The organism is Klebsiella sp. KTE92 (genome assembly GCF_000398905.1).
Taxonomy (GTDB): domain Bacteria; phylum Pseudomonadota; class Gammaproteobacteria; order Enterobacterales; family Enterobacteriaceae; genus Klebsiella; species Klebsiella variicola.
Genome location: NZ_KB976100.1, coordinates 1415315 through 1437371, shown reverse-complemented (window position 1 = coordinate 1437371; position 22057 = coordinate 1415315). Strand labels below are relative to the sequence as shown.

Genomic DNA, 22057 nt, shown 5'->3' with positions numbered 1-22057 from the left:
TCATCCTTCTGTTAATGGGTGGCGCCGCCGCCCAGTTTACTATCTACCGACTGGCGCAGCGCCACGGCAATGGCCGTTTCCAGCGCTTCCCGCACGGTGGCGGTCGCCATACTCGGCTCGCCGGGATGGGCCGCCGCCTGCGCCGGTAGCCATGGAATATGGATAAAGCCGCCCCTGACGCCAGCCTGCTCCTGCAGCTTATGTAGCAAACCATACATCACGTGATTGCAGACGAAGGTGCCGGCGGTTTGGGAGACCGAAGCCGGGATCCCGCGATCGCGCAACGCGCTGACGATCGCTTTGATCGGTAAGGTACTGAACCACGCCGCCGGCCCCCCGTCGACGATCGGCGTGTCGACAGGCTGCTGGCCTTTGTTATCGGGAATGCGCGCATCATCGACGTTGATAGTCACACGTTCAACGCTGATATCGACGCGACCACCAGCCTGCCCAACGGCAATGACCAGCCTCGGCTGCAGGTCTTCTATCGCCGCGTAAAGCACCGACAGCGCCTCGCCAAACACACAGGGGAGCTGGCGGGCGATCACCGGCTGACCGGCAATCATCGTCCCGTCCAGCTGCTTCACCACTTCCCATGAAGGGTTAACCGTTTCGCCATCAAAGGGTTCAAAACCGGTGAGCAATACTCCCGCCATCATCCTCTCCTTCGCGGTCATTCAGGTTGTCACGCTTCAGCGTCCAGTTGCGCGCTGACCAGAATATGGCGCCCGGCAAAGGCCGCCCGCAGACGGCGGGCAAAATCCAGCGCGTGCGGGCCATCGCCGTGCAGACACACCGTCTGCGCCACCACGTTCGCCCACTCGCCGCTGATACTGCGCACCCGGTGGTGCTGCACCATCTCGAGGGTTTGCGCCAGGGCCTGCTCTTCGCTGTCGATCAGCGCGCCGGGCTGGCTGCGCGGCACCAGGCTACCGTCGGCCAGGTAGCCGCGGTCGGCAAACACCTCCTGGCGCGTCGTCAGACCATAGTGCTGCCCGGCGCGGATCAGTTCGCTGCCCGCCAGCCCCACCAGCACCAGCTTCGGGTTAACATCACGGATCGCGCGGGCGATCGCGTCCGCCAGCGGCGGCGACTTGGCCGCCTGGTTATAGAGCATGCCGTGCGGCTTCACATGCTGTAGCTCGCCGCCCTGCGCCTGAACGATCGCCGCCAGGGCGCCAATCTGATACAGCGTCTGGGCATAGACCGTTTCCGGCGGCAGATCCATCGCCGTACGGCCAAAATTTTCCCGGTCGGGGTATCCCGGATGGGCGCCAACCGCCACGCCGTACTTCAGCGCCTCGCGTACGCTCTGCACCATCAGTCCGGCGTCGCCGGCATGAAAGCCGCAGGCGATATTCGCCGACGAGACCAGCTGGAGCAGCGCGCTATCGTTCGCGCCCCCTTCCCCGAGATCGGCATTGAGATCAATCATCATCGTGGAGTCTCCAGGCCAGTTGTTCAAGATAACGCTGGCGATCGGCCCGTGCTTTTAAGGCCTCCTCCAGCGAGCAGGCGACAAAGTGGATCGGCTGCCCCAGCGGGATCTGCGCCAGCTGGTACATATCAGCCTCAATAATGCAGGCGATGCGCGGATAGCCGCCGGTGGTTTGCGCATCGTTCATCAGGACGATGGGCTGGCCGTTATGCGGCACCTGCACTACGCCCGGCAGCAGACCGTGCGACAGCATCTCGCGATCGGTGGTCCGTTTCAACGGCTGCCCCTGCAGGCGGTAGCCCATGCGATTGCTCTGCGGACTGAGCTGCCAGGGGGAGCGCCAGAACGACGCCTGCGAGGCCGCATCAAACTCGTGATACTCCGGGCCCGGCAGCGCGCGAATGCGGTTGCCCAGCGGCAGCTGCTTGACGCCGCGCGAGGTGGTAAAGCGGCGGGCGGCTTTCCCGAGCTTCAGCTGGTCGCCATCCTGCAGGCGGCGTCCTTCCAGACCGCCAATCCCCGCCTTAAGATCCGTGCTGCGCGAGCCAAGCACCACCGGGACCGCGACCCCGCCCGCCACCGCCAGATAGCTACGAATGCCATGCTGCGGCGTTTTCAGCACCAACCGTTGCCCGGCCCGGTAGGCGGTGCGCCAGCCCACCCAGACCGCTTTGCCGTCCAGCGTCGCTTCGCAGGCGGCGCCGGTCAGCGCGAACCAGCCGCTGCGGGCAAATTCGATCTCCACCTGACCGAGGGTAATCTCCAGCCCGGCGGCGTTCGCCTCGTTGCCAACCAGCAGATTGGCAATCACCAGCGAGGGATAATCCAGAGCGCCGCAGCGGCTGATGCCAGACTGGCGCAGGCCTTCTCGTCCACCGTCCTGTACCGAGGTGTACAGACCGGCGCGGATCAGGGTTAACATACCCCCTCCTTTTGCGGCACAAAGCGAATTTTATCGCCCACGCGCAACAGCGCAGGCTCCTTACGCGCCGGGTCAAACAGCGTCAACGCGGTCCGCCCCAGCAGCTGCCAGCCGCCGGGCGTCGCCAGCGGATAGATGCCGGTTTGCGCGCCGCCAATGCCCACCGATCCGGCCGGGACCCGCACACGCGGTTCGGCGCGACGCGGGGTCGCCAGCGCCGGCGGCAGCCCGCCCAGGTAGGGGAATCCCGGCTGAAAACCAATAAACCAGACCAGGTATTCCACCGAGGCATGCAGCTCCACAACCTGTTTTTCACTCAGGCCGCTGTGTTGCGCCACCACCCCGAGATCCGGCCCGGCCTCGCCGCCGTACACGACCGGGATGGTTAATGACCTCGACTCCGGCTCCAGCGCAAGACTCTCCTCCCACCAGCGCTGCAGACGGTCTATCGCCTCCCACGCCATCTCCTGCGGGCGGCGGAGCACCACGGTGATATTGTTCATGCCGGGAATGGCGTCAACCACCTCTTCATGGTGAGACAGACGCTGGGCCAATCCCCAGATCCGTTGCTGGCTCTCGAGCGTGACCGGCGGCTCCAGCTCCAGCACGACGGCCGTTTCTCCTAACAGATAACAACGCGCTCGCTGCACTTTTCTCTCTCCCGTCAGGCAGGGTTAGGAATATCAATAAAGGTGACATCCAGGTCGGTCGTTTCCGTCAGCCATTCACTGAGGGCGCGAATGCCGCCCCGCTCGGTGGCGTGGTGGCCGGCGGCATAAAAATGCAGCCCCTGTTCGCGGGCAGAGTGAATAGTTTGTTCCGACACCTCGCCGGTAATAAACGCATCCACCCCAAAGCGCGCCGCGGCGTCGATAAAGCTCTGGCCGCCGCCGGTACACCAGGCGACGCGGCTGACGGTGTCCGGCCCGGTATCGCCGCACCATAACGGCTTGCGCCCCAGCCGCGCTTCGATCCACGAGGCCAGTTCGAGGCCGGAAACCGGCATCGACAGTTCGCCCCAAGGCACCAGCGGTTCGATTTCACCCAGCACGTTAATCCCCAGCAGATGCGCCAGTTGCGCGTTGTTGCCCAGCTCCGGGTGGGCATCCAGCGGCAGGTGCCAGCCGTAGAGATTGATATCGTTGGCCAGCAGAGTCTTCAGGCGGCGGCGCTTCATGCCGCGGATCACTGGCGACTCGTTTTTCCAGAAATAGCCATGATGGACGATCACCGCATCCGCCTGCAGCCGAACGGCTTCATCCAGCAGCGCCTGGCTGGCCGTCACCCCGGTGACGATCGTTTGCACCGTATCACGTCCTTCCACCTGCAGACCGTTAGGGGCGAAATCACTGATGGCCGCACTATTGAGCTTGTCGTTTATCAGTTGTTCCAGTTCGCTATTTTTCATCGCCACTCCAGCAGATAATCAGGGTATACAAAGGCATAACATAACCAGATCCATTCGGGCCGTCGATAGTCCACAACCGGCACCGACCATGACTTTTTTGTTAATCCCGCATTTTGTCTACCCACCCCATCGCGCATTCGTGTATATTTATGCATTAATAAAGCATATTAAATAAACAGAAAGCCCCTCAAGCCATGAATATGACTAATAAAGCGCTATTCATGCAGAACGATCGACTTTCGCTTTACGCCAGGAAACCACACTTCTCATGAAGACAACATCATCGCAACCGCGGGCGATTTACTACGTCGTGGCGCTGCAAATCTGGGAATATTTTAGCTTCTACGGCATGCGCGCCCTGCTGATCCTCTATCTCACCAATCAGCTCAAATATGACGATAACCACGCCTATGCCCTGTTCAGCGCCTACTGTTCGCTGGTCTATGTCACGCCGATCCTCGGCGGCTATCTGGCCGATAAGCTGTTAGGCAACCGGATGGCGGTCATGCTCGGCGCGCTGCTGATGGCCATTGGCCATCTGGTGCTCGGAGCCAGCGAAACCGCCCCAGTCTTCCTCTACCTGTCGCTGGCGATCATCGTCTGCGGCTACGGGTTGTTTAAATCCAACGTCAGCTGTCTGCTGGGCGAACTCTACGAACCTGCCGATCCGCGTCGCGACGGCGGCTTCTCGCTGATGTATGCCGCGGGCAATATCGGCTCGATTATCGCGCCGATCGCCTGCGGCTACGTACAGGAGGAGTATAGCTGGGCGATGGGCTTTGCCCTGGCGGCCACCGGCATGGTGGCGGGACTGGTGATTTTTCTCTGCGGCAACCGTCACTTCCAGCATACTGCCGGCGTCAACCGCCAGGCGCTGTGCGCGCGCCGCTTCCTGCTGCCGAACTGGGGCTGGCTGCTGGTGCTGCTGGTTACCGCCCCGCTGCTGATCGCCGTGCTGTTCTGGCAGGAGTGGTCGGTGTATGCCCTGATCGTGGCCACCGTTATCGGCCTGGCGGTGCTGGCGCGGATCTACCTGCGCGCTGAAACCGATAAACAGCGTAAGGATCTGCGCCTGATCGTCGTCCTCACCGCGTTTAGCCTGCTGTTCTGGGCCTTCGCCCAGCAGGGCGGGAGCTCCATCAGCCTGTATATTGACCGCTTCGTTAATCGCCATATCATGAGCTACGAAGTCCCTACCGCCATGTTCCAGTCGGTCAACGCCTTCGCGGTGATGCTCTGCGGGATGGTGCTGGCGTGGCTGGTGAAAGAGAGCGTCGGTGGCAATCGCACCGTGCGCATCTGGGGGAAATTTGCCCTCGGTCTGGGCCTGATGAGCGCCGGGTTCTGCATCCTGACCCTCAGCGCCCGCTGGTCCGCGGCCTATGGCCAGTCGTCCATGCCGCTGATGGTGCTGGGGCTGGCGGTGATGGGTTTTGCCGAACTGTTTATCGACCCGGTCGCCATGTCGCAAATCACCCGCATTGAGATCCCGGGGGTCACCGGGGTGCTGACCGGTATCTATATGCTGCTCTCCGGGGCCATCGCCAACTATCTGGCCGGCGTCATCGCTGACCAGACCTCGCAGGCGTCCTTCGACGCCGCCGGGGCAGTGAACTACTCCATTGACGCCTACATCAAGGTCTTCAGCCAGATCACCTGGGGCGCGCTGGCCTGTGTCGGCGTGGTGCTGGTCATCTGGCTGTATCACTCGCTGAAGGTCAGGACCCGCCGTCTGGCGGTGGAGTAATTCCTTTTCTGGCGGCCTCCCAGGCCGCCAGCGTCTCCTGCCGCGCCTGTTTGTGATCGACTATCGGGCGCGGATAATCCAGTTTGATCCCCTGTTTATCCGCCCACGCCCACGGCTGATGCAGCGCCTTCTCCGGCACCTTTGCCAGCTCAGGCAGCCAGCGACGCATAAACACCCCCTGCTTATCAAACTTCTCGCCCTGGGTGGTGGGGTTAAATATGCGGAAATAGGGCGCGGCGTCGGTGCCTGTCGAGGCCGCCCACTGCCAGCCGCCGTTGTTCGCCGCCAGGTCGCCATCAATCAGTTGACTCATGAAGTAGCGCTCCCCTGCCCGCCAGTCGAGGCGCAGATCTTTCGTCAGGAAGCTGGCGACAATCATGCGCAACCGGTTATGCATCCAGCCGGTGGCGTTAAGCTGGCGCATCGCGGCATCGACTATCGGAAAGCCGGTCTCCCCGCGCTGCCAGGCCTGCAGGGCGGCGTCATCTTCACGCCAGGCGACCTTATCAGTCCATGCGATAAACGGGCGTCCTTTACAGAGTTTCGGATAGTAGACCATCAGATGGCGGTAAAACTCGCGCCAGATCAGCTCATTAAGCCAGGTTGCGCCTGCCCCGCCGTCCAGCGCGGCGGGGTGTTCCGTCAGCAGACGATGCAGGCACTGGCGCGGTGACAACACCCCGGTGGCCAGGCAGGGCGACAGGCGACTGGTCCCTTCCACGGCGGGGAAGTCACGCTGCCCCTCATACTCCGCCGCCGGTTGCTGACAAAACGCGCGCAGCCGCGCTAGCGCCGTTTTTTCATCCGCGGCAAACAGCAGCCCATCGAACGGCGTTTGCGGGTAGTTGAGCTCAGGCAGCGGCGGCGCCTGGCGGGCAGGCGCCTGGCGCGGCTTCGGCGCCGCCACGCACGCCGGGAGCCCGTCCCGCAGACGGCGAATAAACGCATTCTTAAACGGCGTGAAAACTTTATACATTTCGCCGCTGCCGGTCATGACGCTGCCGGGCGGCAACAGGACGCTGTCGTCAAAGCCCTGGCAAATGACATCGCGCAAGGTGTTCTCAACGGCGGCATCGCGCTGACGTTCATTGAATTCGTACTGATAGTTGTAGAACAGGTGACTGACCTGGTGCTGCTGGCAGAAATGGACCAGCCGTTCGACGCTGGCGGTAAAATCATCCGCCTCTTCGACCCACAGCGGTATGCCCCGTTCCGCCAGCGCGGTGTGCAGACTGTGTAAATGGCTGACGATAAACGCGGCCTGCCGCGGCGCCAGGTGATGCTCACGCCACTGCCCCGGGGTGGCGATATACAGCGCCAGCACCTGCGCCTGCGGATCCCGGCAGGCGGCGGCCAGCGCCAGGTTATCGTGAATGCGTAAATCCGTGCGTAACCAGACCAGATGGGTGGCCATATAACTCCTCGATATCCGTCAGCAAAACTCATCTCATGATATAAGCCGGAAAAAATAGCGCGCTCCGGCAAAATAAGCACCTGCCAATTCCACTGCGGTGCATGAAAACGAGTGTAGACAAGCGACGAAAAAAAACCGCCGGGGGCAACCGGCGGTTTTCTTGTCTTCGTCGCAGCAGGACGATTAATAAAAATCGTGAGCGGCTTTTTCCGCCTGCGCCATCCACACCGGCTGCTCGCTGGTTTTCGACCACACCCGGTGCAGCCAGCTGTAATAGCGGGCGCGATCTTTCCAGAACAGCATCACCGGCAGCGCCGCGACGCCAGCCACGACGGCGAAAGCACGACGCAGTAAAATAATATGAGCAGGATAAGCTTTGTACAACGCCATCATTTCTCTCCCCTTTGTCAGGCCGGCAAGCAGCGCCGGTAAAATTAATCATGTTTGTCTGAGCAAAATAATACCGCTCTGGTTGTAATTTTACTACTCATCCGACCACTAAAAAGCACGTATTTATACTTAATTTACATTCACCACGTAAATTAGTTACAAAAAAGTTAAATTAATACTAACCATCAGTTAAATTGTGCCTTTGTCATTTTTATACTTTTTTTACACCGCGCCCGCCGATTTTTGCGAAATCTTTGCGCCGTAATTTCTATTCTCCCGGTAAATCAAAAAAGACACCCGGAGGTGGATTGTGACTGCAGGCGTACTCACTGGCGTTGGGCTGGTGTTCCTGTTACTGGCTTATCTGGTTTATGCCTTGATACACGCGGAGGCATTCTGATGGCTGCCCAGGGATTTTTATTATTAGCCAGCTACCTGCTGGTGTTGCTGGTGCTGGCGCGCCTGCTGGGGACGTGTCTGGCGAGGATGGTGAACGATATCCCGCTTCCCGGCCTGGCCGGCGTCGAGGGCGTCCTGTGGCGCGTGGCCGGGATCCGCGCCGAGGAGATGGGCTGGCTGCAGTATTTGCTGGCGATCCTGCTGTTTAACGCCCTCGGCGGCCTGGCCCTGTTTGCCCTGCTGATGCTCCAGGGCGTGTTGCCGTTTAACCCGCAGCATCTGCCGGGATTGTCATGGGATCTGGCGCTCAATACCGCGGTCAGCTTTGTCAGCAATACCAACTGGCAGGCTTACGCCGGCGAAAGCACCATGAGCTATCTCAGCCAGATGGTCGGCCTGACGGTGCAGAATTTTCTCTCTGCCGCCACCGGGATCGCCGTGGTATTCGCCCTGACCCGCGCCTTCGCCCGGCAGAAAATGTCCACCCTTGGCAATGCCTGGGTCGACCTGACGCGCATTACCCTGTGGCTGCTGCTGCCGCTCTCCCTGCTGGTGGCCCTGTTCTTTATTCAGCAGGGTGTGCCGCAGAATCTGCTGGCCTACCAGCCCTTTACCACCCTCGAAGGGGCGCACCAGCTGTTGCCGATGGGGCCTGTCGCCTCGCAGGAAGCGATTAAGCTGCTGGGCACCAACGGCGGCGGTTTCTTTAACGCCAACTCCGCTCACCCGTTTGAAAACCCGACCGCGCTGACCAATCTCGTGCAGATGCTGGCAATCTTCCTGATCCCGGCGGCACTGTGCTTCGCCTTCGGCGAGGTGGTGAGCGATCGACGTCAGGGATGCGCCATCCTGTGGGCAATGACGTTGATCTTTATCCTCTGCGTCGCCGTGGTGATGTGGGCGGAAACTCGCGGCAACCCCCACCTGCTGACGCTGGGCGCTGACAGTAGCCTGAATATGGAAGGTAAAGAGAGTCGCTTCGGTATTCTCGCCAGCAGTCTGTTCGCGGTGATCACCACTGCCGCCTCCTGCGGCGCGGTCAATGCCATGCATGACTCCTTCACCGCGCTGGGCGGCATGGTGCCGATGTGGCTGATGCAGATTGGCGAAGTGGTGTTCGGCGGCGTCGGTTCGGGCCTGTACGGCATGCTGCTGTTCGTTATGCTGGCGGTATTTATCGCCGGGCTGATGGTCGGCCGTACTCCGGAGTATCTCGGGAAGAAAATCGATGTCCGGGAAATGAAAATGATCGCCCTCGCCATTCTGGTCACCCCGACGCTGGTGCTGCTTGGCACGGCGCTGGCGATGATGACCGACGCCGGCCGCGCCGGGATGTTCAACCCTGGACCGCACGGCTTTAGCGAAGTGCTGTACGCCGTCACCTCGGCGGCCAATAACAACGGCAGCGCCTTCGCTGGCCTGGGTGCGGCGACGCCGTTCTGGAACCTGCTGCTGGCGTTCTGCATGCTGGTCGGCCGCTTCGCCGTCATCATTCCGGTGATGGCCATCGCCGGCTCGCTGGTGGCGAAGAAAATTCAACCGGCCAGCCCCGGCACCCTGGCCACCCACGACGCCCTGTTTATCGGTTTACTGATCGGCACCGTGCTGCTGGTGGGCGCCCTGACCTTTATTCCTGCGCTGGCGCTTGGCCCGCTGGCTGAACACTTTTCCTTACTTTGAGCGATGCGGAGCACCCTGTTATGAGTCGCAAACAATTAGCCCTGCTGGAGCCGACGCTGGTGCGCCAGGCGCTGCTGGATGCCGTGAAAAAACTCAGCCCGATGGTGCAATGGCGCAATCCGGTGATGTTTATCGTCTGGGTGGGCAGTCTGTTAACCACCCTGCTGGCGATCGCCATGGCTGGCGGCGCCCTGACCGGTAGCGCCACCTTTACCGCCGCCGTCAGCATCTGGCTGTGGTTTACCGTGCTGTTCGCTAACTTTGCCGAAGCGATGGCGGAAGGCCGCAGCAAAGCCCAGGCCAACAGCCTGAAAGGGGTGAAAAAAACGGCCTTCGCCCGCAAACTGCGCGCCCCGCAGCATGACGCGACGGTCGACCACGTGCCAGCGGAAGACCTGCGCAAAGGCGACGTGGTGCTGGTGGAAGCCGGGGATATTATCCCCTGCGATGGCGAAGTCATCGAAGGCGGCGCCTCGGTGGACGAAAGCGCCATTACCGGCGAGTCTGCCCCGGTGATCCGTGAATCCGGTGGCGATTTTGCCTCGGTGACCGGCGGGACACGCATTCTCTCCGACTGGCTGGTGATCCGCTGCAGCGTGAACCCGGGAGAAACCTTCCTCGACCGGATGATCGCCATGGTGGAAGGCGCCCAGCGCCGTAAAACGCCGAACGAAATCGCCCTGACGATCCTGCTGATCGCCCTGACGCTGGTGTTCCTGCTGGCCACCGCCACCATCTGGCCGTTTTCGGCGTGGAGCGGCAATGCGGTCAGCGTTACCGTGCTGGTCGCCCTGCTGGTGTGCCTGATCCCGACCACTATCGGCGGGCTGCTGTCGGCCATCGGCGTCGCCGGGATGAGTCGTATGCTCGGCGCCAACGTCATCGCCACCAGCGGCCGCGCGGTGGAAGCCGCTGGCGACGTCGATGTCCTGCTGCTGGATAAAACCGGGACCATTACCCTCGGCAACCGTCAGGCTTCCGCCTTCCTGCCGGCGCGCGGCGTGGAAGAGCGAACCCTCGCCGACGCCGCCCAGCTCTCCTCGCTGGCGGATGAAACCCCTGAGGGGCGCAGCATCGTGGTGCTGGCGAAACAGCGCTTTAACCTGCGCGAACGCGATCTGCAGTCGCTGCACGCCACCTTTGTCCCTTTTACCGCGCAAACGCGGATGAGCGGCATCAATATCGATCAACGCATGATCCGCAAAGGGTCGGTGGACGCCATTCGCCGCCACGTGGAGGCCAATGGAGGCCACTTCCCTGCCGATGTCGATAAGCAGGTGGAAGAGGTCGCCCGCCAGGGGGCCACACCGCTGGTGGTCGCCGAAGGGGAAAAGGTGCTGGGAATTATTTCGCTCAAAGATATCGTTAAAGGCGGTATCAAAGAACGTTTCGCCCAGCTGCGCAAAATGGGCATTAAAACGGTGATGATCACCGGCGATAACCGCCTGACCGCCGCGGCGATCGCCGCCGAGGCCGGGGTCGATGATTTCCTCGCCGAAGCGACGCCGGAAGCCAAGCTGGCCTTGATCCGCCAGTATCAGTCGGAAGGTCGGCTGGTGGCGATGACCGGCGACGGCACCAACGACGCGCCCGCGCTGGCTCAGGCCGACGTGGCGGTGGCCATGAACTCCGGCACCCAGGCGGCGAAGGAAGCGGGCAACATGGTCGACCTGGATTCCAACCCCACCAAGCTGATTGAGGTGGTCCATATCGGCAAACAGATGTTAATGACGCGCGGCTCGCTGACCACCTTCAGTATTGCCAACGACGTGGCGAAATATTTCGCCATTATTCCGGCAGCGTTTGCCGCGGTCTATCCCCAGCTGGCCATGCTGAACGTGATGGGCCTGCATTCGCCGTCGTCAGCGATCCTTAGCGCCGTTATCTTTAACGCGCTGATCATCGTCTTCCTGATCCCGCTGGCCCTGAAAGGCGTGAGCTATCGCCCACTCTCCGCCTCGGCGATGCTGCGCCGCAACCTGTGGATCTACGGCCTCGGCGGTCTGCTGGTGCCCTTTATCGGTATTAAAGCCATCGACCTGCTGCTGACCCTGAGCGGTCTGGTGTGAGGAAAAAACTATGTCATTGATTCGTCCAGCACTTGTGCTATTTATTCTGTTAACGCTGCTCACCGGCGGCGTCTATCCTCTGCTGACCACCAGCCTGGGACAATGGTGGTTTAACTCACAGGCCAACGGCTCGCTGATCCGCCTGAACGGTGAGGTGCGCGGCTCCGGACTGATTGGCCAGAACTATACTGCCGCAGGCTATTTCCAGGGCCGCCCGTCGGCCACCGCTGAGACGGCGGATAATCCCATGGCGTCAGGCGGCAGCAACCTTGCCGCCAGCAACCCGGCGCTGGATAAAGCGGTGAGCGAGCGCGTACAGGCCCTGCGCGCCGCGAACCCGGACGCCGACCCGCGGGTGCCGGTCGAGCTGGTCACCACCTCGGCGAGCGGTCTCGATAACAACCTGACCCCGGCCGCCGCGCTGTGGCAGGTCCCCCGGGTGGCTAAAGCGCGCCAGCTGAGCGTTGAGCAGGTAAGCCAGCTGGTGAACCAGGCCACACAAACCCCGCTGCTGAGCTTCCTTGGTCAGCCGGTGGTCAATATACTGCAACTCAATATGGCGCTGGATGCCCTGAAGGATAAGTAAATGAGTGACGAGCCGCTGCGCCCGGACCCTGACCGCCTGCTGCAGCACACCGCCGCCCCGCATCGCGGCAAACTGAAAGTGTTCTTCGGCGCCTGCGCCGGGGTGGGGAAAACCTGGGCGATGCTGGCGGAAGCGCAGCGGCTGCGCGCCCAGGGGCTGGATATTCTGATTGGCGTGGCGGAGACCCACGGCCGAAAAGAGACCGCTGCGATGCTGGAGGGCCTGAGCACCCTGCCGCCGCGGCGGCTCGCTCATCGCGGGCGGTACGTGTATGAGTTCGATCTCGACGCCGCCCTCGCCCGCCGTCCGGCGCTGATTCTGGTGGATGAGCTGGCGCACAGCAATGCGCCCGGCTCCCGCCATCCGAAGCGCTGGCAGGATGTGGATGAACTGCTGGAGGCCGGAATTGATGTCTTTACCACCGTCAACGTCCAGCATCTGGAAAGCCTGAACGACGTCGTCAGCGGGATCACCGGCGTGCAGGTGCGGGAGACCGTTCCCGACCCCTTCTTTGACGCCGCGGACGACGTGGTGCTGGTGGACCTCCCCCCTGACGATCTGCGCCAGCGGCTCAATGAGGGCAAAGTCTATATCGGCGGCCAGGCCGAGCGCGCCATCGAAAACTTTTTCCGCAAGGGAAACCTGATTGCGCTGCGCGAGCTGGCTCTGCGCCGCACCGCCGACCGCGTCGATGAACAGATGCGTGCCTGGCGCGACCGCCAGGGCCAGGAGAAAGTCTGGCACACCCGCGATGCGATCCTGCTCTGTATCGGGCACAACACCGGCAGCGAAAAGCTGGTACGCGCCGCCGCCCGGCTCGCCGCCCGTCTGGGCAGCGTCTGGCATGCGGTGTATGTCGAGACCCCTTCCCTGCACCGCCTGCCGGAAGCCCGGCGGCGGGCTATCCTCGCCGCACTGCGTCTGGCCCAGGAACTGGGGGCCGAAACCGCCACCCTCTCCGACCCGTCGGAAGAGAAAGCGGTCCTCCATTACGCCCGCGAGCATAACCTCGGCAAAATCGTCATCGGCCGCCAGCGCAAACGCCGCTGGTGGGATCGCAGCGGCTTCGCCGACCGTCTGGCTCGCCATGCGCCGGACCTCGATCTGGTGGTGATCGCCCTCGATGAAAAACCGTCCCCTCTCCCTGCCCGGGCCAACGACAGCCGTACGGCGCTGGAAAAGTGGCGCCTGCAGCTGCAGGGCTGCGCGGTGGCGGTGGCGCTATGCGCCATCATCACCCTGGTGGCCATGCAGTGGTTGATGGCCTTCGAAGCCGCCAACCTGGTGATGCTCTATCTGCTGGGGGTGGTGATCATCGCCCTGGTCTATGGCCGCTGGCCGTCGGTGCTGGCGACGGTGATCAACGTTATCAGCTTCGATCTGTTTTTTGTCGCCCCGCGCGGGACGCTGGCGGTGTCAGATGTCCAGTATCTGCTCACCTTCGGCGTGATGCTCACTGTGGGCCTGCTTATCGGTAACCTCACCGCTGGCGTACGCTACCAGGCGCGGGTGGCGCGCTACCGTGAACGCCGTACCCGCCACCTGTATGAGATGTCTAAAGCACTGGCGGTGGGTCGTAGCCAGCAGGATATCGCCACCACCAGCGAGCGCTTCATCGCCTCCACCTTTCAGGCCCGCAGCCAGTTGCTGCTGCCGGACGCCCAGGGAAAACTGCTGCCCTTAACCCACCAGCCAGGGCTGACCCCATGGGATGACGCCATCGCCCGCTGGAGCTTTGATAAGGGGCAGCCTGCCGGCGCCGGCACCGATACCCTGCCCGGCGTGCCGTACCAAATTTTACCGCTGAAGAGCGCCGCCCGCACCTGGGGGCTATTGGTGGTGGAGCCGGAGAATCTGCGCCAGCTGATGATCCCGGAGCAGCAGCGGTTGCTGGAGACCTTTACCCTGCTGGTGGCCAGCGCCCTGGAGCGCCTCACCCTGACCGCCAGCGAAGAGCAGGCCCGGCTGACCAGCGAGCGGGAAAGCCTGCGTAACTCGCTGCTCGCCGCCCTGTCGCACGATCTGCGTACTCCGCTGACCGTGCTGTTTGGCCAGGCGGAAATTCTGACCCTCGATCTGGCCAGCGAAGGTTCAAAGCATGCTCCGCAGGCCAATGAAATTCGCCAGCATGTGCTCAACACCACCCGTCTGGTGAACAATCTGCTGGATATGGCGCGGATCCAGTCCGGCGGCTTTAATCTGCATAAGGAGTGGCTGACGCTGGAGGAAGTGGTCGGCAGCGCGCTGCGCATGCTCGAACCGAGCCTCGGCGGCCAGCACATTCAGTTGGATCTCCCCGATCCCCTCCAGCTGGTGCATGTCGACGGGCCGCTGTTCGAGCGGGTGCTGATCAACCTGCTGGAAAATGCCCATAAGTATGCCGGCGCCCGGGCGAACATCGGCATCCGCGCCGAGGCGGACGCCCGGCAGCTGTCGCTGGAGGTATGGGATAACGGTCCGGGGATCCCGGCAGGCCAGGAACAGGCTATCTTTGATAAATTCGCCCGCGGCAACAAAGAGTCGGCGATCCCTGGCGTCGGGCTGGGCCTTGCCATCTGTCAGGCCATCGTCGACGTTCACGGCGGGACCATCTCCGCCAGCAACCGGCCCGAGGGCGGTGCCTCATTCCGTGTTACACTGCCGGGAGAAACGCCCCCTGAACTGGAAGAGCTACCTGAGGAATTGTGATTAACGTTCTGATTATCGAAGACGAACACGCTATCCGACGCTTTCTGCGCACCGCGCTGGAAGCCGACGGCATGCGCGTATTTGAAGCGGAAACCCTGCAGCGTGGGCTGATTGAAGCCGCTACCCGTAAGCCCGACCTCGCGATCCTCGATCTGGGCCTGCCGGATGGTGACGGCATTGATTTTATTCGCGACCTGCGTCAGTGGAGCCAGATGCCGATTATCGTCCTGTCAGCGCGTAGCGAAGAGCATGACAAAATTGCCGCCCTGGATGCCGGCGCCGATGACTACTTAAGTAAACCCTTTGGCATCGGCGAGCTACAGGCTCGCCTGCGCGTCGCGCTGCGTCGCCACGGCGCGGCGCAGGCCGATGAGCCAGTGGTGCGCTTCGCTGACCTGGAGGTCAATATCCCCGCCCGCCGCATCCTGCGCGGCAGCGAAGAGATCCACCTGACGCCCATCGAGTTTCGCCTGCTGGCGGCGCTGTTGAATAATCCCGGCAAAGTGCTTACCCAGCGCCAGTTGCTGAATCAGGTGTGGGGGCCTAACGCCGTGGAGCACAGCCACTATCTGCGGATCTATATGGGTCATTTGCGACAAAAGCTGGAGGCCGATCCGGCACGGCCGCAGCATTTGCTTACTGAAACCGGCATTGGCTATCGCTTTATGCCCTGAGCCCCGCCTCTGCAGTACCAGAGGCTGGCGATTTTCAGCCCTTCAGAGAGCAGCAGAAAACCGGCCAGGATCGCTACATGCCTGACGCCGGCAGCCTGAATCAGCCACAGACCCAGCGACAGCGAAGGCTGCATAAACACCAGTCTGAGCGGCGCCTGCCCCCAGGCCAGCCACAGCGCATAGCGGCTCTGACGGAAAAAAAGGATCATCGACAGCGGGATGCTGATAATCAGCAGAACATTCAGCGGATACAGCCAGACCGCCCCAGAGCCGTAAGTATGCAGCAGCTGGAGATAAGCCAGCAGGTCGTCGTAAAAAGGGAGGCGGCGGTGGGCAATATTCCACCATAAGAATTGCAGGACGAAAAAGAGATCCATCCACGCCCAGAATAAAAACAGGGGCTTCCGTTGTATTTTCATCGCTATCCTTGCGAAAAAAATCAGGCCCACAAGGGGCCTGATGTTTGGCTGCGGTTACGCGTTCTTCAGCACTTCACTGACAATCTCTACCGCTTCTTTTTCAATCAGCTTGCGATGCTCTTCGCCGAGGAAGCTTTCGCAGTAGATCTTGTAGGCGTCTTCGGTGCCTGACGGACGCGCCGCGAACCAGCCGTTGTCGGTCATCACCTTCAGGCCGCCAATCGCCGCCCCGTTGCCCGGCGCCGCGGTCAGACGGGCAGTGATCGGATCGCCCGCCAGGGTGTCAGCGCTGACCATTTCCGGAGAGAGCTTGGACAGCGCCGCTTTCTGCGCGGAAGTTGCGGAAGCCTGCAGACGGTTGTAGCTCGGCGCACCGAAGCGTTCGGCCAGTTCGTTATAATGCTCCTGTGGGTTTTTCCCGGTCACCGCGGTGATTTCCGCCGCCAGCAGGCACATGATGATGCCGTCTTTATCGGTGGACCATGGCGTGCCGTCAAAGCGCAGGAAGGAGGCCCCGGCGCTCTCTTCGCCGCCGAAACCGAAGCTGCCGTCGAACAGGCCGTCGACAAACCATTTAAAGCCCACCGGCACTTCCACCAGCTTGCGGCCCAGATCGTTCACCACCCGGTCAATCATCGCGGAGGAGACCAGCGTTTTCCCCACCGCCACCTCTTTGCCCCACTGCGGACGATGCTGGAACAGGTAGTTGATCGCTACCGCCAGGTAGTGGTTCGGGTTCATCAGCCCGGCTGGGGTGACAATCCCGTGGCGGTCGTAATCCGGATCGTTAGCAAACGCCAGATCGAACTTATCGCGCAGCGCCAGCAGGCCTGCCATCGCACACTCTGAGGAGCAGTCCATACGGATGGCGCCGTCTTTATCGAGGTGCATAAAGCGGAAGGTCTGGTCAACCTGATCGTTCACAATGGTCAGATTGAGCTTGTAGTGTTCGCCAATGCGTTTCCAGTATTCGATACCGGACCCGCCCAGCGGATCGACACCCAGCGTCAGGCCCGCTTTCTGGATCGCCGCCATGTCGACGATGTCCGCCAGCCCTTCAATGAACGGCTGCACCAGATCCTGTTCTTTAACGTGACCAGAAGCCAGCGCCGCGTCCAGAGAAATGCGTTTCACGCCCTGCAGGCCGGCGGCCAGCAGTTCGTTGGCGCGGTTTTCCACCACTTTGGTGACGTTGGTATCAGCCGGGCCGCCGTTTGGCGGGTTGTACTTGATACCACCATCTTCCGGCGGGTTGTGTGACGGGGTGATCACAATGCCGTCTGCCAGCGGACCGCCTTTTTTGTTATGCACCAGAATCGCATTGGAGACCGCCGGCGTCGGAGTGAAGCCGTTGTTTTCCTGCACGATCACGTCAACGCCGTTGGCGGTTAACACTTCCAGCACCGAAATAAACGCCGGCTCGGAAAGGGCGTGGGTATCTTTGCCGACATAGCACGGACCGGTGATCCCGTTCTTCGCACGATCTTCCGCAATGGCCTGGGCGATGGCCAGGATATGCGGTTCATTGAAGTTGTGGCGCGCCGCGCTACCGCGATGGCCAGAGGTGCCGAATTTTACCGCATGCTCCGCATTACCGACTTCAGGCTTCAGCACGTAGTACTGAGCAGTCAGTTGGGCGACGTTAATCAAATCACTCTGTTGCGCAGGCTGCCCCGCACGTTTATCGATTGCCATTGCCTGATCCTTCTGGTGCAAATGTTAAAAAGCTAGATCGTGCCGCAAACCTTTTCAATCAGCTCCGCAGGGAACTGCATCGACTGCATGATGTGCTCAATCATGCTGCATTTACGGCCGGTATTGGTATTAGTGATAACCCACCACGGTGTACCAGGAACCTGTTTTGGTTTGGTCTGATTACCGCTTTTCAGCAGCGTACGCGCATCTTCTGCGAAGTAGACGCGCGTGCGGCCATGCAGAGACTCGGTCGCCTCGGCAAATGCTTTATTGTCCAGAGAATAGAGGGTCGTCAACACCAGCATGAAACGGTTCACCGCGCGCTTCTGCTCGGCGTATTCATCAGATAACAGCAGCTCGCGCATGGCGCGGACTTTATCTTTCGCCGGGTTAGCGGGTTTCACCTCCACGGCAGGCGCTGGCGCCAGTGCCGGCGCGGCTTTGCTGACCGGTGTAGCCGGTTGGGAAACGGCGGAAAATTTCAGCATGCGCCGTAAAATGTCGGATGCGCTCTCGCCGATATGCAGAGTGTGGCTGGCAATATAGCGATAGAGTTCATCATCAACTTCAATTGTTTTCATCTTAATCCAGTGCGATATCTTTTCTGAATACAAATCGTTGGGATTATAAGTACAAATCCCAACCGCGGATAGCGTCAAACCAGGATGGCGGTAAAACTCAGAAAACTTCTGGGTCTTGCAGCCGGATGGCAGAATGTCCAACATAATACCCTAACCCGACGGAGCGAAAAAAAGAACTTTGCCATGAAATTAAATAGCCGAGCGCAATCTGCACAGAATCCGCACAACCACTCCCCGATCGTGCTGGTCCACGGTCTGTTTGGCAGCCTGGACAACCTGGGCATCCTCGCCCGCGACCTGATCGCCGACCACGATATTGTGCAGGTCGATATGCGCAACCACGGTTTGTCGCCGCGATCGCCAGAGATGACCTACCCCGCCATGGCGCAGGATCTGCTTGATACGCTTGACGCGCACCAGATCGAGCGCGCCACCTTTATCGGCCATTCGATGGGCGGGAAAGCGGTGATGGCGTTGACCGCCCTGGCGCCGGAACGCATCAGCGGACTGGTGGCGATCGATATCGCGCCGGTGGATTATCATGTGCGCCGCCATGATGAGATCTTCGCCGCTATCCGCGCCGTCAGCGAATCCTCCGCCAGCAGCCGCCAGCAGGCGGCGCAGGTGATGCGTGAGCATCTGCGGGAAGAGGGCGTGATTCAGTTCCTGCTGAAATCTTTTGTCGACGGCGAATGGCGCTTTAACGTGCCGGTGCTGTGGGACCAGTACCCGCATATCGTCGGCTGGGAAACCATTCCGGCCTGGCCGCACCCGACGCAGTTTATTCCCGGCGGCAACTCGCCCTATGTGACCGACGCCTACCGCGACGCGCTGCTGGCGCAGTTCCCGCAGGCCCGGGCGCACGTCATCGCTGGCGCCGGACACTGGGTGCATGCCGAGAAACCCGAGGCGGTGTTACGCGCCATCCGCCGCTATCTGACGAGCATCGCCGCCTGATTGGCTAAAATATGCCCGACCGCGCCGCAGAATGCCCGCGGTCGTTGGCGCAGCCGTTCGCCTGATGTATGATGGCGCGCTATCTGCGCCGGCTAGAGCCCGGCAGCTTGTTTCCCCGAAGTCACTCAGAATCATGGCAAAAGAACAAACGGACCGTACGACATTAGATTTGTTCGCAAACGAGCGTCGCCCGGGAAGACCGAAAACCAATCCGCTGTCGCGCGATGAACAACTGCGCATCAACAAACGTAACCAGCTGAAACGCGATAAGGTTCGCGGGCTGAAGCGCGTCGAGTTAAAACTCAACGCCGACGCGGTCGATGCGCTCAATGAACTGGCGGAAGCGCGTAATATGAGCCGCAGCGATCTCATTGAAGAGATGCTGATGACCCAATTGCGCGCCCTGCACAGCCAGGGAAAAGTCTAACTTTCCGCGAAAAATCCGCATTCGTGTAGCAGAGTGTGCAGTCGGGCGTGATTGCTGTTTCCGCGCCCTTGCCTGTTCTGCTATGATTGCCGTTATCTATGGGCATCGCGTCCCTACCACATCATTTAAGTTTCAAGAGGTTATTTTACTCATGGCAATCATCGGCATCTTTTTTGGCAGCGACACCGGCAACACCGAAAATATTGCAAAAATGATTCAAAAGCAGCTTGGTAAAGATGTTGCTGATGTTCACGACATTGCCAAAAGCAGCAAAGAAGACCTGGAAGCCCACGACATTCTGCTGCTCGGTATCCCGACCTGGTACTACGGCGAAGCGCAGTGTGACTGGGACGACTTCTTCCCGACGCTGGAAGAGATCGACTTCAATGGTAAACTGGTGGCGCTGTTCGGCTGTGGCGACCAGGAAGACTACGCAGAATACTTCTGCGACGCGCTGGGCACCATCCGCGACATCATTGAGCCGCGCGGCGCGACCATCGTCGGTCACTGGCCGACAGCCGGGTATCATTTTGAGGCCTCCAAAGGCCTGGCAGATGACGACCACTTCGTCGGCCTCGCCATTGATGAAGACCGCCAGCCGGAGCTGACCAACGAGCGCGTTGAGAAATGGGTGAAGCAGGTTGCCGAAGAGCTGCACCTCGAAGAAATCAAAAACGCCTGATGATTAAGCGGCGCAATCATTGAGTTGCGTCGCATTAATAGACAAAAGCAATCAAACTAATAGCTACAAGTTTTTAACTTTTAATCACATATCTGTACAATGTCCTCTGATTCTACGAGGCACGTGACGCAGTTTGTAGCTGGTGCCTCGTTTTTGACAGCAAACCAGGCCTGATACTTGCAGTTTTCATTTACCAGTGGCAGTTCTATAATGAGACGCATTACGTCGGGTTAATTTCTGTATGACTTCCGTTGAAGGAAGTAGATCGTTTAGCAACAGGACAGATTCCGCATGACTGACAACAATACCGCATTAAAGAAGGCTGGCCTGAAAGTCACACTTCCTCGACTGAAAATCCTTGAAGTGCTGCAGGAACCGGATAACCATCATGTCAGTGCGGAAGACTTATATAAACGCCTGATCGACATGGGCGAAGAGATCGGTCTGGCGACCGTTTACCGCGTACTCAACCAGTTTGATGATGCCGGTATCGTGACTCGTCATAATTTTGAAGGCGGTAAATCCGTTTTCGAACTGACCCAGCAGCATCACCACGATCACCTGATTTGCCTCGACTGCGGCAAAGTGATCGAATTCAGCGATGACTCGATCGAATTACGCCAGCGTGAAATTGCCTCCCGCCACGGCATCCGCCTGACCAACCACAGTCTGTATCTGTACGGCCACTGTGCGGAAGGTGATTGCCGCGAGGACGAACACGCCCACGACGCGGTGGAAAAATAATTCCCCGCTTCGCTGAGACTGAAAAGCCAACCTGCCGGTTGGCTTTTTTATGGGCGCCTCTGCTGCCCTTACCGCTCTCGTCCCACAGGTGACCTTCCCGCGTCCCCGTTTTGTCCGGAGAGTTGATATGGAACTTCGCCAGCTACGCTATTTTGTGCGCATTGTTGAAACCGGCAGCATGGGGCGCGCCGCGCTTGATCTTAATATCGGCGTCTCGGCGCTCAGCCAGCAGATCGCACGCCTGGAAAACGAACTGGCCATTCGCCTGCTGCAGCGGACCTCCCGCGGGGTCACGCCCACCAGCGCGGGTCTCGCTTTCTACTCGCAGGCACAGCTGGCGCTGCGCCATGCCGATGATGCCATCCTCGCCGCCCGCGAGGCGCGCCTGTCAGGCCACGTTAGCGTCGGCATGGCCCCCAGCACCGCCTCCGTTCTCGGCGTCCCGTTCATCAATGCGATGCGCGAAAGCTATCCCGACGTGCGCCTGCATTTGGTGGAAAGCCTCTCCGGTAATCTGGAGCGGATGATCAACACCCGCCAGCTCGATTTAGCTATCGTTTTCCAGCAGGAAAAGATCCTGCGCTGGAGCGCCAGACCGGTGCTGGAAGAACGCCTGTTCCTGATTGGCACCCATGCGCTGTTGGCCCCCCTGCAGGAGGACCACATCTCCCCTGACCAGCTCACCTCCCTGCCGTTGATTATGCCAAGCCAGGGCCATGGCCTGCGCGGCAGGCTGGAGGCAGTTTGCCAGCAGCATCATCTCAGCGTTGAGGTGGTGGCGGACATTGACGGTCTGGCCCTGCTGATGCAGGCCGTGCGCAGCGGACTGGGGGCCACCCTGCAGCCTGGGGCCGCCATTTCCCATCTCGACCATCAGGCGCTGAGGGTGATCGGCATCGCTAATCCGGTCCTCAGCCGCCCCAACTTTCTGGTCAGCCTGTCGGATGATGAGCTCACTCCGGCTGGCCTTGCAGCACGGGTAATACTGAGCAAAGTCATGCGCCAGCTGGTGGAGTCCGATCGCTGGCCAGGCGCTACCCTTTACGTTAACTAAACCCCTCTTTAGCGCTACGCCATAGCTCCCTGCCGCCGTTACCGCCTACATTCCCATTACAAATTTAACAATTAATTAAATTA

The 22057-nt window shown here is 60.5% G+C and carries 22 protein-coding genes; 12 read left to right on the top strand and 10 right to left on the bottom strand.

Annotation, left to right across the window (positions count from 1 at the left end; genetic code table 11):
* Positions 1-11 precede the first annotated feature (11 nt).
* Genes pcp through A1WC_RS18400 form a run of 5 tightly spaced genes read right to left on the bottom strand, consistent with a single transcriptional unit; the run spans position 12 to position 3768 of the window.
* Positions 12-656, bottom strand: coding sequence for a pyroglutamyl-peptidase I (pcp, locus tag A1WC_RS18380; RefSeq protein WP_016160507.1), 645 nt, complete (start codon positions 654-656; stop codon positions 12-14).
* 29 nt (positions 657-685) lie between these two features.
* Positions 686-1438 (bottom strand): 5-oxoprolinase subunit PxpA, encoded by a 753-nt coding sequence (gene pxpA / locus A1WC_RS18385; RefSeq protein ID WP_016160506.1) that lies wholly within the window; start codon positions 1436-1438, stop codon positions 686-688.
* Entirely contained in the window at positions 1428-2360 is a 933-nt protein-coding gene (pxpC, locus tag A1WC_RS18390) for a 5-oxoprolinase subunit PxpC (RefSeq protein WP_008805679.1), read from the bottom strand. Before pxpC ends, pxpA begins: the two co-directional genes overlap by 11 nt.
* A complete protein-coding gene (gene pxpB, locus A1WC_RS18395; RefSeq protein ID WP_012542432.1) occupies positions 2354-3010 on the bottom strand; it encodes a 5-oxoprolinase subunit PxpB in 657 nt (218 codons plus the stop codon). The genes pxpC and pxpB overlap by 7 nt, the downstream gene beginning before the upstream one ends.
* A 14-nt stretch (positions 3011-3024) precedes the next feature.
* Positions 3025-3768: a type 2 GTP cyclohydrolase I gene (locus A1WC_RS18400; RefSeq protein ID WP_008805677.1), complete on the bottom strand. Its 744-nt coding sequence runs from the start codon at positions 3766-3768 to the stop codon at positions 3025-3027.
* Positions 3769-4036: 268 nt separating this feature from the next.
* Here A1WC_RS18400 and A1WC_RS18405 point away from each other — a divergent pair, with 268 nt between their 5' ends.
* Positions 4037-5515 (top strand): MFS transporter, encoded by a 1479-nt coding sequence (locus tag A1WC_RS18405; protein WP_016160505.1) that lies wholly within the window; start codon positions 4037-4039, stop codon positions 5513-5515.
* Here the strand turns inward: A1WC_RS18405 and phrB are convergent.
* Both phrB and A1WC_RS18415 read right to left on the bottom strand, forming a co-directional pair.
* The gene (gene phrB / locus A1WC_RS18410) at positions 5487-6929 is read right to left on the bottom strand and encodes a deoxyribodipyrimidine photo-lyase (protein ID WP_016160504.1); all 1443 of its coding nucleotides are present in this window, start codon (positions 6927-6929) and stop codon (positions 5487-5489) included. The two genes, A1WC_RS18405 and phrB, sit on opposite strands and share 29 nt — an antisense overlap.
* A 183-nt stretch (positions 6930-7112) precedes the next feature.
* Positions 7113-7322: a DUF2517 family protein gene (locus A1WC_RS18415; protein WP_004142243.1), complete on the bottom strand. Its 210-nt coding sequence runs from the start codon at positions 7320-7322 to the stop codon at positions 7113-7115.
* A gap of 307 nt (positions 7323-7629) precedes the next feature.
* Here A1WC_RS18415 and kdpF point away from each other — a divergent pair, with 307 nt between their 5' ends.
* The 6 genes from kdpF to kdpE are packed head-to-tail and all read left to right on the top strand — an operon-like array spanning position 7630 to position 15415.
* Positions 7630-7719, top strand: coding sequence for a K(+)-transporting ATPase subunit F (gene kdpF, locus A1WC_RS27365; RefSeq protein ID WP_020323459.1), 90 nt, complete (start codon positions 7630-7632; stop codon positions 7717-7719).
* A complete protein-coding gene (kdpA, locus tag A1WC_RS18420) occupies positions 7719-9398 on the top strand; it encodes a potassium-transporting ATPase subunit KdpA (protein WP_016160503.1) in 1680 nt (559 codons plus the stop codon). The genes kdpF and kdpA overlap by 1 nt, the downstream gene beginning before the upstream one ends.
* Before the next feature lie 20 nt (positions 9399-9418).
* The gene (gene kdpB, locus A1WC_RS18425; RefSeq protein WP_008805672.1) at positions 9419-11467 is read left to right on the top strand and encodes a potassium-transporting ATPase subunit KdpB; all 2049 of its coding nucleotides are present in this window, start codon (positions 9419-9421) and stop codon (positions 11465-11467) included.
* A gap of 10 nt (positions 11468-11477) precedes the next feature.
* Complete coding sequence (kdpC, locus tag A1WC_RS18430) at positions 11478-12053, top strand: potassium-transporting ATPase subunit KdpC (protein WP_012542436.1); 576 nt, start codon at positions 11478-11480, stop codon at positions 12051-12053.
* Entirely contained in the window at positions 12054-14741 is a 2688-nt protein-coding gene (kdpD, locus tag A1WC_RS18435) for a two-component system sensor histidine kinase KdpD (protein ID WP_012542437.1), read from the top strand. It begins immediately after the preceding gene.
* The gene (kdpE, locus tag A1WC_RS18440) at positions 14738-15415 is read left to right on the top strand and encodes a two-component system response regulator KdpE (protein WP_002894776.1); all 678 of its coding nucleotides are present in this window, start codon (positions 14738-14740) and stop codon (positions 15413-15415) included. Before kdpD ends, kdpE begins: the two co-directional genes overlap by 4 nt.
* On the opposite strand, the gene A1WC_RS18445 is transcribed toward kdpE, so the two are convergent.
* Genes A1WC_RS18445 through seqA form a run of 3 tightly spaced genes read right to left on the bottom strand, consistent with a single transcriptional unit; the run spans position 15397 to position 18110 of the window.
* A complete protein-coding gene (locus tag A1WC_RS18445; protein WP_016160502.1) occupies positions 15397-15834 on the bottom strand; it encodes a hypothetical protein in 438 nt (145 codons plus the stop codon). The genes kdpE and A1WC_RS18445 overlap by 19 nt on opposite strands.
* Before the next feature lie 54 nt (positions 15835-15888).
* A complete protein-coding gene (gene pgm, locus A1WC_RS18450) occupies positions 15889-17529 on the bottom strand; it encodes a phosphoglucomutase (alpha-D-glucose-1,6-bisphosphate-dependent) (RefSeq protein ID WP_002894773.1) in 1641 nt (546 codons plus the stop codon).
* A gap of 32 nt (positions 17530-17561) precedes the next feature.
* Positions 17562-18110, bottom strand: a complete 549-nt coding sequence (gene seqA / locus A1WC_RS0124935; RefSeq protein ID WP_012542439.1) for a replication initiation negative regulator SeqA — start codon at positions 18108-18110, stop codon at positions 17562-17564.
* A 183-nt stretch (positions 18111-18293) separates the two neighbouring features.
* Between seqA and ybfF the strand changes: the two genes are divergently transcribed.
* From ybfF to tcuR, 5 genes are all read left to right on the top strand, one after another.
* A complete protein-coding gene (gene ybfF / locus A1WC_RS18455) occupies positions 18294-19067 on the top strand; it encodes an esterase (RefSeq protein ID WP_012542440.1) in 774 nt (257 codons plus the stop codon).
* Between the two features lie 133 nt (positions 19068-19200).
* A complete protein-coding gene (gene ybfE / locus A1WC_RS18460) occupies positions 19201-19494 on the top strand; it encodes a LexA regulated protein (protein ID WP_012542441.1) in 294 nt (97 codons plus the stop codon).
* A gap of 151 nt (positions 19495-19645) precedes the next feature.
* Positions 19646-20176, top strand: a complete 531-nt coding sequence (gene fldA, locus A1WC_RS18465) for a flavodoxin FldA (RefSeq protein WP_002894765.1) — start codon at positions 19646-19648, stop codon at positions 20174-20176.
* A gap of 291 nt (positions 20177-20467) precedes the next feature.
* Entirely contained in the window at positions 20468-20920 is a 453-nt protein-coding gene (fur, locus tag A1WC_RS18470) for a ferric iron uptake transcriptional regulator (RefSeq protein WP_002894761.1), read from the top strand.
* 127 nt (positions 20921-21047) lie between these two features.
* Positions 21048-21974 (top strand): tricarballylate utilization LysR family transcriptional regulator TcuR, encoded by a 927-nt coding sequence (tcuR, locus tag A1WC_RS18475; protein WP_016160500.1) that lies wholly within the window; start codon positions 21048-21050, stop codon positions 21972-21974.
* Positions 21975-22057: the final 83 nt, after the last annotated feature.